Annotated in this window: 15 protein-coding genes; 6 read left to right on the top strand and 9 right to left on the bottom strand. The window is 53.9% G+C overall.

Annotated features, from left to right (window positions below; genetic code table 11):
* Positions 1-72: 72 nt before the first annotated feature.
* The 5 genes from leuS (at position 73) to ACQYWX_RS06240 (ending at position 5,417) form a co-directional block, all read left to right on the top strand.
* Complete coding sequence (gene leuS, locus ACQYWX_RS06260) at positions 73-2,658, top strand: leucine--tRNA ligase (RefSeq protein ID WP_279503119.1); 2,586 nt, start codon at positions 73-75, stop codon at positions 2,656-2,658.
* Between the two features lie 4 nt (positions 2,659-2,662).
* Complete coding sequence (gene lptE / locus ACQYWX_RS06255; protein WP_431688248.1) at positions 2,663-3,184, top strand: LPS assembly lipoprotein LptE; 522 nt, start codon at positions 2,663-2,665, stop codon at positions 3,182-3,184.
* A gap of 9 nt (positions 3,185-3,193) precedes the next feature.
* The gene (gene holA, locus ACQYWX_RS06250) at positions 3,194-4,210 is read left to right on the top strand and encodes a DNA polymerase III subunit delta (RefSeq protein WP_431688247.1); all 1,017 of its coding nucleotides are present in this window, start codon (positions 3,194-3,196) and stop codon (positions 4,208-4,210) included.
* Between the two features lie 107 nt (positions 4,211-4,317).
* Positions 4,318-4,584 carry a hypothetical protein gene (locus tag ACQYWX_RS06245; RefSeq protein ID WP_127968955.1) on the top strand — a complete coding sequence of 89 codons (267 nt, stop codon included), beginning with the start codon at positions 4,318-4,320 and terminating at the stop codon, positions 4,582-4,584.
* Between the two features lie 221 nt (positions 4,585-4,805).
* Entirely contained in the window at positions 4,806-5,417 is a 612-nt protein-coding gene (locus ACQYWX_RS06240) for an endonuclease (RefSeq protein WP_431688246.1), read from the top strand.
* Between the two features lie 91 nt (positions 5,418-5,508).
* Here the strand turns inward: ACQYWX_RS06240 and ACQYWX_RS06235 are convergent, their stop codons facing one another.
* From ACQYWX_RS06235 to bioB, 9 genes are all read right to left on the bottom strand, one after another.
* Positions 5,509-7,299: an acyl-CoA dehydrogenase C-terminal domain-containing protein gene (locus ACQYWX_RS06235; RefSeq protein WP_431688245.1), complete on the bottom strand. Its 1,791-nt coding sequence runs from the start codon at positions 7,297-7,299 to the stop codon at positions 5,509-5,511.
* Positions 7,300-7,460: 161 nt separating this feature from the next.
* A complete protein-coding gene (locus ACQYWX_RS06230) occupies positions 7,461-9,260 on the bottom strand; it encodes an acyl-CoA dehydrogenase C-terminal domain-containing protein (RefSeq protein ID WP_279507211.1) in 1,800 nt (599 codons plus the stop codon).
* A gap of 375 nt (positions 9,261-9,635) precedes the next feature.
* On the bottom strand, positions 9,636-10,616 hold the full coding sequence (locus ACQYWX_RS06225; protein WP_431688244.1) for a putative metalloprotease CJM1_0395 family protein: 981 nt from the start codon (positions 10,614-10,616) through the stop codon (positions 9,636-9,638).
* Positions 10,617-10,663: 47 nt separating this feature from the next.
* Positions 10,664-10,912 (bottom strand): flagellar biosynthesis protein FlgE, encoded by a 249-nt coding sequence (locus tag ACQYWX_RS06220; protein WP_216735089.1) that lies wholly within the window; start codon positions 10,910-10,912, stop codon positions 10,664-10,666.
* Between the two features lie 128 nt (positions 10,913-11,040).
* Positions 11,041-11,727 (bottom strand): dethiobiotin synthase, encoded by a 687-nt coding sequence (gene bioD, locus ACQYWX_RS06215; RefSeq protein WP_431688243.1) that lies wholly within the window; start codon positions 11,725-11,727, stop codon positions 11,041-11,043.
* Positions 11,728-11,730: 3 nt separating this feature from the next.
* Positions 11,731-12,501 (bottom strand): malonyl-ACP O-methyltransferase BioC, encoded by a 771-nt coding sequence (gene bioC, locus ACQYWX_RS06210; protein WP_431688242.1) that lies wholly within the window; start codon positions 12,499-12,501, stop codon positions 11,731-11,733.
* A gap of 88 nt (positions 12,502-12,589) precedes the next feature.
* Entirely contained in the window at positions 12,590-13,297 is a 708-nt protein-coding gene (locus tag ACQYWX_RS06205) for an alpha/beta fold hydrolase (RefSeq protein ID WP_431688241.1), read from the bottom strand.
* Positions 13,290-14,480, bottom strand: a complete 1,191-nt coding sequence (bioF, locus tag ACQYWX_RS06200; protein WP_431688240.1) for an 8-amino-7-oxononanoate synthase — start codon at positions 14,478-14,480, stop codon at positions 13,290-13,292. Before bioF ends, ACQYWX_RS06205 begins: the two co-directional genes overlap by 8 nt.
* 5 nt (positions 14,481-14,485) lie before the next feature.
* A complete protein-coding gene (bioB, locus tag ACQYWX_RS06195; protein ID WP_431688239.1) occupies positions 14,486-15,562 on the bottom strand; it encodes a biotin synthase BioB in 1,077 nt (358 codons plus the stop codon).
* 496 nt (positions 15,563-16,058) lie between these two features.
* Here bioB and ACQYWX_RS06190 point away from each other — a divergent pair, with 496 nt between their 5' ends.
* Positions 16,059-16,388, top strand: a complete 330-nt coding sequence (locus ACQYWX_RS06190; protein WP_431688238.1) for a ComF family protein — start codon at positions 16,059-16,061, stop codon at positions 16,386-16,388.
* Positions 16,389-16,390: the final 2 nt, after the last annotated feature.

The following is a 16,390-nucleotide window of genomic DNA, read 5'->3' as shown; positions in this document are numbered from 1 at the left end:
GCTTGCAAGCCGACGTTTTTGATCCGGGGCGATAAACCTTAATTAAAGCGATCAGGCGAAAAAAGACGACCGATGGAAGAACTGTACCACCCAAAAAAAGTTGAGCAGGAAGCGCAAAAGTTCTGGGAAGAAACCGATGCATTCAAAGTGGACGAGGAGCCAGGTAAAGAGAAGTTCTACTGCCTGTCCATGTTCCCCTACCCCAGCGGCAAGCTCCACATGGGCCATGTCCGTAACTACACCATCGGCGACGTCATCTCCCGCTACCAGCGGATGCAGGGTAAGAACGTTCTCCAACCCATGGGCTGGGACGCATTCGGTCTACCGGCGGAAAACGCCGCGTTGAAAAACAACGTGGCGCCAGCCAAGTGGACTTACGAAAACATCGCTTACATGAAAAACCAGTTGAAGCTGTTGGGCTTCGGTTATGACTGGAATCGCGAATTGGCCACTTGTCGCCCTGAATACTACAAATGGGAGCAATGGTTCTTCACCCGCCTTTACGAGAAGGGGCTGGTCTACAAAAAAATGTCCACGGTCAACTGGGACCCGGTGGACGAAACAGTATTAGCCAATGAGCAGGTTATCGACGGCAAGGGCTGGCGCTCCGGCGCGGTTGTGGAGCGTCGCGAAATCCCGCAATGGTTCATTAAGATTACGGACTACGCGGAGCAACTGCTCAATGATCTGGACCAGCTGGAGAATTGGCCTGAACAGGTCAAAACCATGCAGCGCAACTGGATCAACAAGTCTGAAGGGGTTGAGTTCCACTTCAAGCTGAAAGACCACGATGGCGACCTGCTGGTATACACCACGCGCCCTGACACCATCATGGGCGTCACTTACGTCGCTATCGCGCCACAACATCCGTTGGCGCTGGAAGCCTCCGCCAATAATCCTGAGCTGGCGAAGTTCCTGGACGAGTGCAAAAACACCAAAGTCGCAGAAGCGGACATGGCCACGATGGAAAAGCGCGGCATGGACACCGGCTTCTTCGTCATCCACCCGCTTACAAACGAGCCTGCGCCGATCTGGGTCGCCAACTTTGTCCTGATGGACTACGGTTCTGGCGCAGTCATGTCAGTTCCCGGTCACGATGAGCGCGACCACGAGTTTGCCCTCAAGTACGGTTTGCCCGTCAAACAGGTTATTTCCGTCATCGACGCCGATGAGGCGGATATTCAGGAAAAAGCCATTACCGAGAAAGGTATCCTGGTCAACTCTGGCGAATTTACCGGCATGACGTCTCTGGAAGCGTTTGATGCGGTCGCCGAAAAGTTGACCGCCATGGGAATCGGTGAGAAAAAAGTCAACTATCGTCTGCGTGACTGGGGCGTATCCCGCCAACGTTACTGGGGCGCCCCAATCCCCATGATGACGCTGGAAGATGGCTCGGAAGTTCCCGTTCCTTTGGCCGACCTCCCCGTGAAATTACCTGAAGACGTGGAAATGGACGGCGTCAAGTCCCCTATAAAAGCAGATCCTAACTGGAGCAAGCGCAGCTATAACGGCCAGCCAGCCACCCAGGAAACTGACACTTTCGACACCTTCATGGAGTCCTCCTGGTATTACGCGCGCTTCTGCTGCCCTAACCTGGAATCCGCCATGCTGGACCCCGCAGCCGCCAACTACTGGCTGCCCGTAGACTACTACGTAGGCGGGATCGAGCACGCCATTCTGCACTTGTTGTACTCGCGCTTCTTCCACAAATTGCTGCGTGACGAAGGCTTAGTGGATAGCGACGAGCCATTCAAGAAGCTGTTGTGCCAGGGCATGGTGATCGCAGAAACCTTCTACCGCGAAGATCCATCCGGCAAGAAAACCTATTTCAATCCTAAAGACGTTCGCATTGATATTGATACTCACGGCAACTCGCCTAAGGCCTTCCTCAATGAAGATGGTCAGCCCGTTATCATTGGACCCAAGGAGAAAATGTCCAAGTCCAAGAACAACGGCGTTGATCCGCAAGAGCTGATTGACAAGTACGGCGCCGACACTGTTCGCCTGTTCACCATGTTTGCAGCGCCGCCTGAGCAATCACTGGAGTGGTCAGAGTCCGGCGTTGAAGGTCAACATCGTTTCCTGCGCCGCCTGTGGAAACTGGTGCACACACACGTTGAGAAGAAAGGGGCTGCGCCGCTGAATGTGGCCGAACTGAATGAAGCTCAGCGCACACTGCGTCGCAAAACTCATGAAACCATCAAAAAGATGACGGATGAGTTTAATCAGCGCATGGCGATCAACACTGGCATCGCGATGGTGATGGAACTGTTGAATGAGTTAAGCCGCTTTGAAGACGACTCGCCCCAAGGTTTGGCGGTTGTACAGGAAGCGCTTGAAACAGCTGTGCTGGTGCTGGCTCCGATTGTTCCCCACATTAGCCACGGACTGTGGCGCGAGCTGGGGCACAAAGACATCGTCATGAACGCTACCTGGCCAAAACTGGATGAAAAAGCGCTTGAGAAAGACAGTATAGAGCTGGTTGTTCAAGTGAACGGAAAATTGCGTGCACGCATCCAGGCGGCGGCAAGCGCCAGCAAAGACGAGCTTGAGAAAATGGCGTTCGATGACGAGAACGTTCAGCGCTTCATGGAAGACAAAACCGTCGTTAAAGTCATCGTTGTACCAGGTAAACTGGTCAACATCGTGGTGAAGTAAAGCGATGCGAATTGCCATAAGACTACTCTTGGCGGGGATGGCTGGCCTCCTCGTCAGCGGTTGCGGTTTTCATCTGCGCGGCCAGATGGAACTCCCCTCTTCTCTCCAGGCGCTCAATTTGAGCTGCCCGGAGGGCGACGCCAGAGTGCTCTGCGGAAAAGTGCGCGAAAGCCTGCAGCAAGCTTCTGTTCAGGTCAGCGAGGGAGGAGCTGATGCTCCCACCTTGGCGATCGGGAGCGTTGAAAACAGCCGCCGCGCCGTAAGTCTGGACAGTAGCGCCAACGCCGCCGAATATGAGCTTTCCCGCAAAGTCACTTTCAGCCTGACCGACGCGCAGGGCGAGCCATTGATTCAACCAACGTCGCTACAGCAGTTCCAGTCTTATCAATATGACAAGCTCAGCGTGCTTGGCAAAGAGAAGGAAGAGAACAGCATTCGCGATGACCTGGACAAGCTGCTCGCTACAGAAATTCTCAATCGTCTGGCGGTATATAGCGAACGAGCTTCGGCGCCGGCGGCGAACTGAGCCTTTCTCATGCGCATTAAACCGGAGCAGCTGCAAAGCAACCTGAACAAACATCCCCCCGCCGTTTTTGTGGTGAGCGGGGATGAACCGCTGTTGCGCCAGGAAGCCTGTGACGAAATTCGCGCCTACAGCCGTAAGCAGGGGTTTAGCGAGCGTATCGTCTTTCACACGCCCAAGAACTTTGACTGGAGCGCTCTTGATGAGCATACCCAGTCTTTCTCTCTCTTCGGCGAAAAGAAGCTACTGGAAATTCATCTGGATAGCCTGCCAAATGATGGCGGTAAAAAACGCCTCGCCGCTTTTAGTGAAAACCCACCCGAAGACTGCCTGATGCTGATCATCAGTGATCGCATTGAATCCTCCACTCTCAATACGAAGTGGTTCAAATCAATTGAGACACACAGCCTTCACGTTCAGGTATGGCCGATCAGCCATGACCAGTTGCCTAACTGGATAAATCAGCGCTTACACAAACTAGGATTCACCCCTACATCCGGCGCCGTAAAGGCATTATGCGATCATGTTGAGGGCAATTTACTGGCGGCCCGACAGGAGATGGAGAAACTGCGTCTATTGTCCGACGACGCCAATCTGGACGAAGAACAAGTCCTGCGCGGCATATCCAACAGCAACAAGTTCACCGTGTTCAATCTGGTGGACGCCTGTCTGGAGCGAAACCCCAAACAGGCGCTGAAAGTGCTGCAAACGCTGCAGGCGGAATCCTTCGAACCCACCATCGTGCTTTGGTCTCTGGCCCGCGAGGTGCGCCTGATCGCCAAACTCTACAAACATTCGCAAACCTCCCAGGGCCTGGAACAGGCGCTGCAAAAGGAAAGAGTTTTCAAGAATCGCTGGGCCTTATACAAACGCTTCATCCCGCGCTTTAACGCCGCACGGCTTCGAGATATTCACCAGGCCTGCCAGGCCGCAGACAGATCCATAAAGGGCTTGGATAGCACTCCTGTTTGGTCTACCCTGACTTACGCCGCATTGGAGCTGGCGGGTGCAGGATTATCTACTTCCTGATTGATACCCCGTCACCGAAAAGCCACCTTCAGGTTGATGCAGATCAACCAGTTAACGCTGTTGCTGTCTATGATTAATGGAACTTAAATCATCGGGAGAGATGAAGCATGAGCACACTGCAAGACGAGATCAAAAGACTCAAAGACTCACTTAAACAGGAAAGGGACGAGTTGCGGCTACAGCTGAATCTGGCCAAAGCGGAAGTCCGGGACGAGTGGGAAGATCTTGAAAAAGACTGGGATAAGTTCGTCGGCAAACTGCAGCAGGCAGGCAAGGAAGCAGGTCAAACCGGCAAAGAAGTCAGCGAAACCGCCAAGAAAATGGGCGAAGAGTTACGCTCCGGCTACCAACGCATCAAAGATCGTCTCAAGTAATCCCTGGCCTGGGGTTAACCTCCTACGCTTAGCCGCCACAGCCCTCCTATCATAGGAAGCGGCCCTGTTTACACTGTACTTTGCTGACAATTTGTAATATAGGTGTAAATGGGTCCGCTTAGCCCTGACCATGTCAGCGGCCCTGCGAATCACCGAATAAAAACAATCAGATTACGGATCCGCAAATGAGGAACACAGTCACCGTCCTACTGGGTGTTTTTATGGCGTGCTTGCTTAACGTCACCCATGCCCAAACCAAATTCAACGATCCCAAACAGACACTCAAGGAAGAATTCTGGGGCAAACTGTACGCCAATGGCGGCAAGACGTTCTTTTGCAAAAAAGAGTTCAGCAAGAAAAGCATCCTGGTTACTGAAAGCTATATCTATTCATCGCTTTGGATCAGAGACAACCTGGAGTGCGGCACACCTCGACAATGCAGAGAGAACAACGAGGCATATCGCCGCATGGCGTCCGATTTGCACAACATCTACCCAGAAGACGCCCGTTTTGAACTGGAGCGCCGCGCGGCAAAATTTGAAGAGTTAGGTAATGAAGTCAAAGCCAATGAGTGCGGCATCCGTCAGGTATTCGGCATAATCGATCCTCCTGACGATATAAAAGGCGACATTGCTCGAAGCCTTCTTTACATGCACACCACTTACAACCTGCCTTTGTACGGCAATCTCGACCAATTAAAACGCTGGTCCCGCGCCGACCCTCCCACTGCAGAGGAGATCGCACGCGATGTACAGATTCGCGAGCTGCAGGGCAACAGCAACCCCTTTATCACCCATCCCGAGTCCGCCGACCAAGTCATGCTGAACCGATGACGTTTCGTTACTGCCTAGACGCGCATTTGACGCCAGACCGCCACAAAAAAAGCCCGCAATGCGGGCTTTTCAGGCTATTCCTCAGAGCAACTTAGAACTGCTCTACATCCAGCGCCATCATATCGCCGCTACCGGACTTGATGGACTCAGCCAAAGAGACTGTACGCGGCAGAAGTCGGCGGAAGTAAAAGCGAGCGGTTTTCAGCTTGGCGTCATAGAAACCAGAGCTGTCGCCGACTTGTTTCTCAATCGCCACTTTCGCCATCATCGCCCAAACGTGCGCAAGTGCGACGTAGCCGAACAGATCCAGGTACTCAACACTGGCCGCGCCGACAGCGTTAGGGTCTTGCGTAACCGTCTCCAGCACATACTCCGTCACATCTGATAGGCGCTCTAGGACACCCGCCAGCGGCTCTATAAACTCCTGCAGGTCGCTGCGATCGCGGTTAGCTTCAATAAAGTCGGCCACTTCGCCAGCGTACAGCTCGACGAATTTACCGTCGTTCATCGCGACTTTACGCCCCATCAGGTCGAGCGCCTGGATGCCGTTAGTACCTTCGTAGATCTGCGCAATGCGCACATCGCGCACCAGTTGTTCCTGGCCCCACTCGCGAATATAGCCGTGACCGCCAAACACCTGCTGACCAAGTACGGTGCTATCCAGGCCGCGATCCGTCAAAAACGCCTTGGCGACTGGCGTCAACAGAGCCACCATCGCTTCAGCGTGCTGCTTCGCAGCGGCGTCGTCAGAGTACTTGGAGATATCCAGATACTTCGCCACATAGGTGGAGAACGCCCGGCCGCCTTCAATCAGAGCGCGCATGGTCATTAACATCCGACGCACATCTGGATGCACAATAATAGGATCAGCCGCTTTTTCCTTGGCGACCACACCGGTGGCGGCGCGTCCCTGAATACGGTCTTTCGCATACTCAACCGCGTTTTGATAGGAGCGCTCCGCCGCCGCCAGGCCTTGCACGCCAACACCCAGACGCTCGTAGTTCATCATGGTGAACATGCAGGCCAAGCCTTTATTCGGCTCGCCGACCAACCAGCCTTGTGCGCCATCAAAGTTCATGACACAGGTAGCCGACGCTTTGATGCCCATCTTGTGCTCGATTGAACCACAAGACACCGCATTGCGCTCGCCCGAGCCGCCGTCTTCCGTCACCTTGAATTTAGGCACCAGGAACAGAGAAATACCTCTTGAGCCCGCTGGAGCGTCAGGCAACTTCGCCAGCACCAGGTGAATGATGTTTTCACTCAGATCATGCTCGCCGCCGGTAATGAATATCTTAGTGCCACTGATTGCGTAGGAACCGTCGCCATTAGGTTCAGCCTTGGTTCTGATGATGCCAAGGTCCGTACCGGAGTGCGGCTCGGTCAGACACATAGAGCCAGCCCATACGCCGGAATATAAATTAGGCAGATAAGTCTGCTTAAGCTCTTCGCTTGCGTGCGCGTCAATCGCCAAACATGCGCCCGCCGTCAACATAGGATACAAGCCAAAAGAAATGTTCGCGGATTGCACCATCTCTTCGACCTGGGCGCCCAGCATCTTCGGCATGCCCATGCCGCCGAAGTCAGGATTACCGCCCAACCCACACCAACCACCTTCGATAAAGGTGTTATAGGCCTCCTTGAAGCCCTTTGGCGTTGTCACTACTCCCTCATTCCATTGGCAACCTTCTTCATCTCCGCTCCGGTTGAGAGGCGCCAGCAAGGAAGACGCTATTTTGGCGGCCTCTTCCAATATGGCGTCCGCAGTATCCGGGTCAACCGTGTCGCACGCACCCGGCAAGCTGAGCCAAAGTTTATCGGCTTCAAACACTTCTTTGAGTAGAAACTGCATGTCACGAAGCGGCGCAGAATAATCAGCCATGGTTACTCCCTCGAGCTAAATCGCTTTGTCTGAATGAATGTCTTTCTATTTGTGCTTATTGTCGCGCTATTATCTGGCTATTACGAATCCGGCTACATACCGGTTCGCATCGGTATGTAAAAAAGCCCGCAACAGCGGGCTTATTTTGTCCCTATACGGAATCAGAACGCAAAGTTTTCCACTTCCATATCCATCATGCAGTTAGCGCCGTTGAGTGCGGACTGTGCATGAGACAGAGTGCGAGGCAGGATGCGCTTAAAGTAGAAACGCGCAGTTTGCAGTTTCGCCGTATAGAAGCCAGTTTCAGTGGTCCCTTCCGCCAGCTTCTGCTGCGCCACCAGCGCCATACGCGCCCAGAAATACGCCAGCACGGCGTAACCGGAATACATCAAGTAGTCCACAGAGGCGCCGCCCACTTCATCGCGATTCTTCATCGCCGCCATACCAATCTTCATCGTGAGGTCGCCCCACTCTTTATTCAGCTTGGCCAACGGCTCGACGAACTCGTTCATCTCCGCATTTTCCGCCTGTTCTTTACAGAACACGTGAACCAGTTTGGTGAAGCGCTTCAGAGATTCGCCCTGAGTCATCAGAATTTTACGACCCAGCAGATCAAGCGCCTGAATACCAGTGGTGCCCTCGTACATCAACGCGATACGCGTATCGCGTACGATTTGCTCCATTCCCCACTCGGAAATAAAGCCGTGGCCGCCATATACCTGCATACCCAAGTTAGCGGATTCATAACCGATTTCGGTCAGGAATGCTTTGGCGATAGGAGTCAGGAAGCCCATCAGTTCATCCGCTTCGTTGCGAACTTCTTCAGTCGCGCCGTGGTGAACGAAATCGCCTTGCACTGCGGTGTAATAAATCAGTGCGCGTGAACCTTCCGTAAACGCCTTTTGCGTCAACAACATGCGACGTACGTCAGGGTGTACAATGATAGGATCGGCAGGACCATTCGGATTCTTTACGCCAGACAAAGAACGCATCGCCAAACGGTCTTTCGCATAGGTCAAAGCGCCCTGGAAGGACAGCTCAGACGCGCTCAGGCCTTGAATAGCAGTTCCCAGACGAGCAAAGTTCATAAATGTGAACATGCACGCCAAGCCTTTGTTCTCTGGACCGATCAGATAACCTTTGGCGCCGTCGAAGTTCATGACGCACGTAGAGTTGCCATGAATCCCCATTTTATGTTCGATAGAACCGCAAGTAACGCTGTTACGCTCTCCCAGGCTGCCGTCTTCATTCACCAGGAACTTGGGAACAATGAACAGAGAAATGCCTTTGGTACCTTGCGGAGCGTCTGGCAAACGCGCCAAACAGATATGAACGATGTTTTCCGCCATGTCATGTTCGCCAGCGGAAATAAAAATCTTGGTTCCAGTGATGCTGTAGCTGCCGTCGGCATTAGGCTCAGCTTTTGAGCGCAGAATCCCCAGGTCAGAGCCACAATGCGGCTCGGTCAGACACATGGTGCCAGTCCATTCGCCGCTCACCAGTTTGGGCAGGTACGCCGCTTTCTGCGCTTCAGAGCCATGCAAAATAACGGTGTTAACCGCGCCATGGCTCAAGCCGGGATACATACCCCAAGCCCAGTTGGATGAGCCAACCATTTCACTCATAACCAGACCGAGAGACTCGGGCAGGCCTTGGCCGCCGAAATCTTCTGGCGCAGTCATTGAAGGCCAGCCGCCTTCCACGTATTGCTTATAAGCTTCTTTGAAACCGGTAGGTGTGGTTACGCCGTCTTCGCTCCATGTACAACCTTCCTCGTCTCCCACCCGATTAAGGGGAGACAGGACCTGCTCACAGAACTTTGCTCCTTCCTGGATTATTGCGTCCACCATGTCTGGGGTCGTCATTTCCGCACTCGGTAATTCCCTGTAATGAGACTGCACATTCAGCAGTTCATCCATCACAAACCTGATATCGCGTAAAGGAGCTTTATATTCCGGCATAAGTTTACCTCAATCTCTACTCGGCGCAGCAACACGAGGCCGCCACCTTTTTATTCCATGTTCTGGATTTTTTTCACAGCGAGCCACAATACTCACCGATATATCAAACAAGTGTTTGAAACATACGTTTGCTTACGGAGATTGTCAAGAACGATTAGAGTTAAAGTTCCAATTTTTAATAGCCGTTCATCGAAGGGTACGCAACAATACTTATCATTAAATTTTAAACTCTTTAAAAACAAATGGTTATGTGAAGACAAAAACAGCGAAAACACGAGACAGGAATTGATAAATGAGTAAAATTTTGTAAGTAACAGCCTTTGCCTAAGCGGCGCAAACAAGCGCTCGGCAAGGTTAGAAATCAGTAAAGAGGGTCTAAATCACTTCGTCCAATTGAATGCTGGGCTGCAGCCCCTGCTCGAAAGCTTGCCCAATGCGGATCAGGTCAAGATAGGTGCGAATGGCTTCGCTTTCACGCTCGCTGGAAGAACCGCGGCTTTCCTCTTCCTGCTGCCGCTGCTCACGCTCCTGTTGTTGCTCAGCCCGTAACTCCGCGCGTCCATCCGACTGCTGCTGCACAAGCTCAGAGCGCGCCTGCAAAATGGCCTGAGTCGCACGCGCTGCGACAGACCGATCCTGAGACGAAGGTTCCGCCGGCGCCAGCGCCGCCCTTCGGACCTGCTCCATCTTCCTTATCGTCGCCTCGGGATTACCGGGCACTGACGACACGTCAATAGGCACTTCGCCGCCGACGGCGTATGAGCGCCCATCAGGTCCACGCGAGTAGGAATATTGTGGAGCCCCCGCATAGAGGCCGCCAACAGCGACATGCGCCTGCTCATGCTGCCGCACTTCAAGATCCCGTTGCGACAATTGGGAGATTGCCGCTAAATCACTTTCACTCAGTCCGCCCCCAGAGTCACTGGAAGCCGACCGCTTAGGCTGCTCAGTCTGACTCGGCGCAGCAGGCGCCCCACCTTCACCGCCCCCCTCCTGGGCAGTTCCAGCCCCCCCTTCAATTACACCTTCAATCGCGTCTCCGCCATTTCCATTTTGCGTTACAGGCGCAACCTCTACGGCAGGAGCTTCCTTACCCGTAACCACCGCTCCATCCGCCTCCGTAGTAGCAGGCTGAACTACCTGAGGCGTAACGCTTGAGGTCTGCGCAAAGCGGTTATAGATAACTGTAGGAAAAGAGTTGGAGGAGGAAGAAGGCGCACTCGGTTCCAATGGCTGAACCGGAGGCAGAGTGGATTCCAGGTCTGAAATAGCGACAGCAGAGCTGCTCACCTTCGTGGGAGGCGAGTATGGGGTAACAGAACTGATGGCGGGTTGTCCCGCTCCGGCTACCTGCACCTTATGCTCCCGTTCACCTCGCTAAGCCTTGTCGCGGCCGCAACTACTCAGGCTTTAATATCCAGTAGCGTTCCCAGGGTTTCGTCGGCGCTTTTAATGACTTTCGCCGAAGCTTTAACGCCATTTTCGTACAGCTTAAGATCCACGATGGACTCTACGACATCGTCGACTGTACGCAGCTCACCAGACTCTTCGGCGGGCTGACCTACTTTGGCGATTTCAGTCGCCGCTTTTTCCATTCCCTGGAGATTTTGCTTTACACCTTGCACACCACTTTGCAAAACGCTTGAAATCATCGCATTACCACTCGGCGATCAGACTGATTCAGTTTTGATTGTACCCACCAATTCGATCAATTTTCAACCAGGCGCAAAATTTCTTCACAAAGTCACAACCCAAACGTAACTTCTGGCTTGCCCGCGCATCAATCAAACAAGGACGCCAACCGCAGGGAGGCTTGAACATTGGGACTATCCGGCGCTTCCGCTCTGGGAACCACGCCCAGGCAGGGCGCAGAAATTCTGGCGCTCAAGGTTTCAAGGTTATCCGTCAGTTGAGGCATGGCTTCCGCTGACAACTGATTCGCCACCCACCCCGCCAACCTCAAGCGTCGGCCGCGCAGCGCCTCCACGGTCAGTAAGGCGTGATTGATGCAACCTAAACGCATACCCACCACAAGAATGACAGGAATATCCAACATGGCGGCGAGGTCGCTTAAATATTCACGCGGATTCAACGGCGTCAACCAACCGCCCGCACCCTCCACCAAAGAAAAGTCATGAGGCGTCATTAACGCGCCGCGACACAGCCCGGCCAGTCGAGGAGCGGACAATGTGCGCCCCGCCTGCTGCGCGGCGATATGAGGCGCTATCGCAGGCCCTAGAGCAATGGGATTCACTTGAGCATACGGGAGCTTCACCGTGGCGTACCGCAGCAACGCCAGTGCGTCTTCATTTCGCAGCCCATCAGGGGTCTGCTCGCAACCGGATGCAACCGGCTTCAAGCCCAGCGTACGTTTCCCCTGGGCCCCGGCCGCATGCAGTAACGCAGCGGATACAAAGGTCTTTCCAACCTCTGTATCCGTCCCTGTTACAAAAAAAGTCTTCGCCATGAATTAGATCCTGCTATATACGCAGACCCCAACATGATAGGTGGCGGGCACCCCTTGTTCCTGTCTGCATTTTTCATATTTTTCAATCACCTGCCGCAGCCGTCGCTTGCCAGTCAGGCCTTGCGGGCGCTCCGATTGAATATTGTGGGCGCCAATGCCTTTAAGCTCTTTCATAACACCGAGTACGGTGTCATGAAAACGCACATGCAGGGATTCTCGACATTCTCCCTGTAAGCCGCAGGAAACCGCCGCCTCAGCAACCTGTTCCGCGCTCAGAAAACGATTGACGTGCCGATCTCCGTCCACTCCAGCCCATGCCTGCTCCAGCTCAAACAAGGTCTGCGTCAGCAATGTGGAGCAAATCAGTCGACCCCCAGGCCGCAACACCCTGCTCACCTCGGCAAACCAGACACTAGGGTCATCCAACCACTGCATCGCCATATTGCTGAACACAAGGTCCTGACTAGCATCCGCCACAGGCAGCGACTCCATATCAGCGACAGCCCAGAGCGCCGCCACGCCATAGTGATGCGCGCGGGCGTACTCAATCATCCCTGGGGATAAGTCATAGGCGCACAATCTCGCTTCCGGAAAGCTGTTTTTCAGGCGGTGAGTTAACCATCCCGTACCACACCCTACATCGATAATATCCTGCGGAGAACTTTCTCGACTGAGCGACACCAGGCTTTCGCCCACCTCTTTCTGCATGCCGGCCAGATGGTCATAGGTCGCAGCCGCGGCGCTAAACGACTCAGCCACTTTGGATTTATCCATGACGCCACGCTCCAAATCTGCAAGAGAGGAAGTCGACACTATGGATTTAAACGTTACTGCATGATTCATCGAGTTGGTCCACGCTTTTTCATCCTGACTGCAGACATTCCGCAATGAAGCGGCTTGCCTCTGCATCAGGGAAATGGCTCATGCCACCGATTATTTCCACTCGGTGGGCGGGGTAGTTTTGCTGAAGAGGCTGCGCCAGATCCACTGGGGCAACCGCGTCCGCCTCCCCTAGAAAGTGAACGACCGGGATATCAAGGTATGCCAATTCACTACGCAGGTCCCAGCTCCGCAACCACTCTAGAGATGCGCTCAACTGTTGATCCGACCAGGACTCAATCTCAGAGGCGAAGCCTAAAGTCTGCCGTGCCTGGGCTCGCGCCGCCGCTGCGCCTTGGGTCTGCAACAGATTAAAGCGCCTCAGTAAGCGTCCACGATCCGCCTTCAAGTCTTCCGCGAAGCTATCGAGCAACTCCAGACCTACGCCTGGCCAATAACTGTCACCAGAAAAAAATGGATTGCAAGCCACCAACGCTAAACCCGCCACCTTCCGGCCATCCTCAGCCAATCTGCGAATCGCCAAAGAGCCGCCTAACGACCATCCCACGATAAGGGTTCGTTCATTCCACTGGGCGGATAGCCGTGGAGCAAGCGCTGCATACGAATCACTCAGCGTCCAGGTCGTAACGGCTGAATCGCCGCTAAATGCCTGCGCCAGTGGCTCAAGCGCCGACTGCGGCTGCGCCCAGCCGCCAATCAGATGAACCGAATCAAAGCGTCCGTCAAGCATTCACCGCTCCAGCGATATTGGCGGCGCCACGATATTTATGGAGGACTTCCAATAATTGGCTCAGGTCATCCTCCGTATGAGCGGCGCTAAAGGTCACGCGCAGTCGCGATGTGTTTGCCGGAACCGTTGGAGGACGAATTGCCGTTATCAAAATGCCTTCTTTGCGTAACGCCTGACTCAGCTCCATTGCTGTAGCCGCGTCGCCAATGAAAATGGGTTGTATCGGAGTGGAAGAGGCCGCCAGCTGATACCCCATTCCCGCTGCTTCTTTACGGAAGCGCGCCACCAATTCATTCAATCGCTCGCGACGCCATGATTCTTCCCGACTGATACACAAGCTGACACGCGCCGCAGCCGCGATCGCCGGGGGCATGGAAGTGGTGTAAATATAGGTTCTGGCGAATTGCACCAGTGTTTCAATAAGTTCTTCCGAGCCGGCGACAAAGGCCCCGGCAGCGCCATAGGACTTGCCGAGAGTTCCCATCAGTATTGGTACATCGCTCTGGTTCAACCCAAAATGCTCAGCACAGCCTCCGCCGTTGGCGCCCAGAACGCCAAAGCCGTGCGCGTCATCCACCATCAGCATGGCGTCTTTGCTATGGCATATCTGGACTATGTCGTCTAACGGAGCAATATCGCCGTCCATGCTGAATACGCCGTCCGTAATCACCAAGGCCCGACTGTCGCGCGCCTCATCCAACCGCGACGCCAGATGTTCAGAGTCCGAATGGCGACAGCGCAACAGCTTTGCGCCAGACAAGATCCCCGCATCCAATAGCGAAGCATGGTTGAGCTTGTCCTCAATGACGTAGTCGCCCCTGCCCAACAATGCAGACGCCACGCCAAGGTTAGCCATATAACCGGTTGAAAATAACAAGGCGCGATCACGCCCGGTGAATTCGGCCAGATCCAACTCCAGCTCATGATGAGCGCGGTGGTGACCAATAACGAGGTGGGACGCGCCGCCGCCAAGGCCATACTCATTCAGAGCCTGCTGTGCGGCGGCGATGACGCGCGGGTCATTGGCCAGCCCTAAATAATCATTGCTGCAGAAGGCGAGATACTCTCGTCCTTCAATCATGACCCGAGGCGCTTGTGGGCTGTCTATCGTCAAGCGGCTGCGATAAAGGTCCTGCTGTTTCCGCGCCGCCAGCGTCTGCGCAAGATGCCCCCATTTAGACATGATGTTTACGCAGTTTTTGTCGCGTCGTAGAACATGCTTTCCATGCGTTGTTGCTGGTCATGCGCCTGAATAGCGTCATGCAGATATGCTTCCTGCTGATCCTCCGAATGCGCTTGTTCGCGCTGCTCAGGACGAATGCCCAGTTTCTTGAACAGCATCATATCCTTATCTGCTTCGGGATTAGGCGTAGTCAGCAGTTTCTCGCCATAGAAAATAGAATTGGCGCCAGCCAGGAAGCACATCGCCTGCATCTGCTCATTCATATCCTCACGCCCTGCGGACAAACGCACGTGAGACTTGGGCATGAGAATCCGCGCAACGGCGATAGTGCGAATGAAATCGAAAGGATCTATGTCCTCCTGCACTTCGAGAGGCGTACCTTGCACTTTGACCAGCATATTGATCGGAACACTTTCAGGGTGGCTGGGCAAGTTCGCCAGCTGGGCGAGCAAAGCAGCGCGATCGCGGGCGCTTTCACCCATGCCCATAATGCCGCCGCAGCAGACTTTCATACCGGCGTCTCTGACATTTTGCAGCGTTTCCAGACGATCTGAGTAAGTACGCGTGGTGATAATCTCACCGTAGTAATTCTCAGAGGTATCCAGGTTATGGTTGTAGTAATCCAAACCTGCGCCAGCAAGCTCCAACGCCTGATCCGCCGTCAGCATGCCCAGAGTCATGCAGGTTTCCATCCCCAGAGATTTAACCTGTTTGACCATCTCAAGGACATAAGGCATGTCTTTGGCGCGAGGATTCCTCCAAGCCGCTCCCATACAAAAACGGCTGGCGCCTTTTTCTTTGGCGGCCTTGGCTTCGTTCACCACCTTTTCCACTTCCAGCAGCTTCTCTTTCTCAAGCCCTGTGTTGTAGTGGCCGCTTTGAGGGCAGTATTTACAGTCTTCAGGGCAGGCGCCGGTCTTGATGGAAAGCAGAGTGCTGACCTGCACTTCATTCGGATCGAAGTTCTGCCTGTGCATGACTTGCGCCTGAAATAGTAAGTCATTGAAAGGCATAGCGAAGAGAGCTTCGACTTCTTCCAGAGACCAGTCATGGCGGATGGGTGATTGCATGGTTGCTGTCATATCAAACTCTTGCTGTTATACAAAACTAGCCGGGGCCTGAGATATAATCCGCCTCGACACAGGAATGTGGACCCAAAAACGAGAGAAGTTCATGGAAGACATAATAAGCCGGGCCAAAAAGCTGTCAACCTTTCTCAGAGAAAAGGTTAACGGCTTACAACTAAAGCATTGTCTGCTTTGCCTTGAAACGAGGTGCGACACTCATATTTGCTCCGCCTGCGCCGCGGATTTAACCGCCCCCAAACATCCCTGCCCCCGTTGCGGAATCAGTCGGGTGGCCCCCGATACAGCCCCTTGTGGTCGTTGTCTTCGCCACCCACCGCACTTCGACGCCAGCACTAGCGCTTTCGACTATTCCTTCCCATTGAATCAAGTCATTGGACAGTTGAAGTATGGCGATAAACGATATTGGGCCAGGGCGCTCGCACAGGCGGCTCTCCCTGCGTTTGAACAAGCCTGCGCGCACATTTCAGCCCCCGTGCTGGTACCGGTTCCTATGCATAAGAGCAAGCAGCGTAAACGCGGATTCAATCAGGCGGAACTGCTGGCGCGAAGTCTGGCCCGCTACGCCGATGTGGAGTTCAGCAATAAGCTGTGCAAGCGGATAAAGGCGTCTCCGCCTCAAACTGGGCTGAATCGAAAAAACAGGCGCAGCAACGTGAAGAATGGCTTTGCAGTGTCATCCAAACTCCCTCAACAACCGCTGATTATTATTGACGATGTCGTCACTACAGGCAGCACGGTGGATGAGCTGGCGCGCACGCTGAAACAAGCCGGTGCGCTTGAGGTTTACGTTTTCAGTATTGCGAGACGCTCAATGGATTGAGC

It is taken from the genome of Hahella sp. NBU794 (assembly GCF_050749805.1).
In the GTDB taxonomy this organism is placed as follows: domain Bacteria; phylum Pseudomonadota; class Gammaproteobacteria; order Pseudomonadales; family Oleiphilaceae; genus Hahella.
Note: the sequence above shows the minus strand (reverse complement) of the source record. Positions and strands in the feature narration are given on the sequence as shown.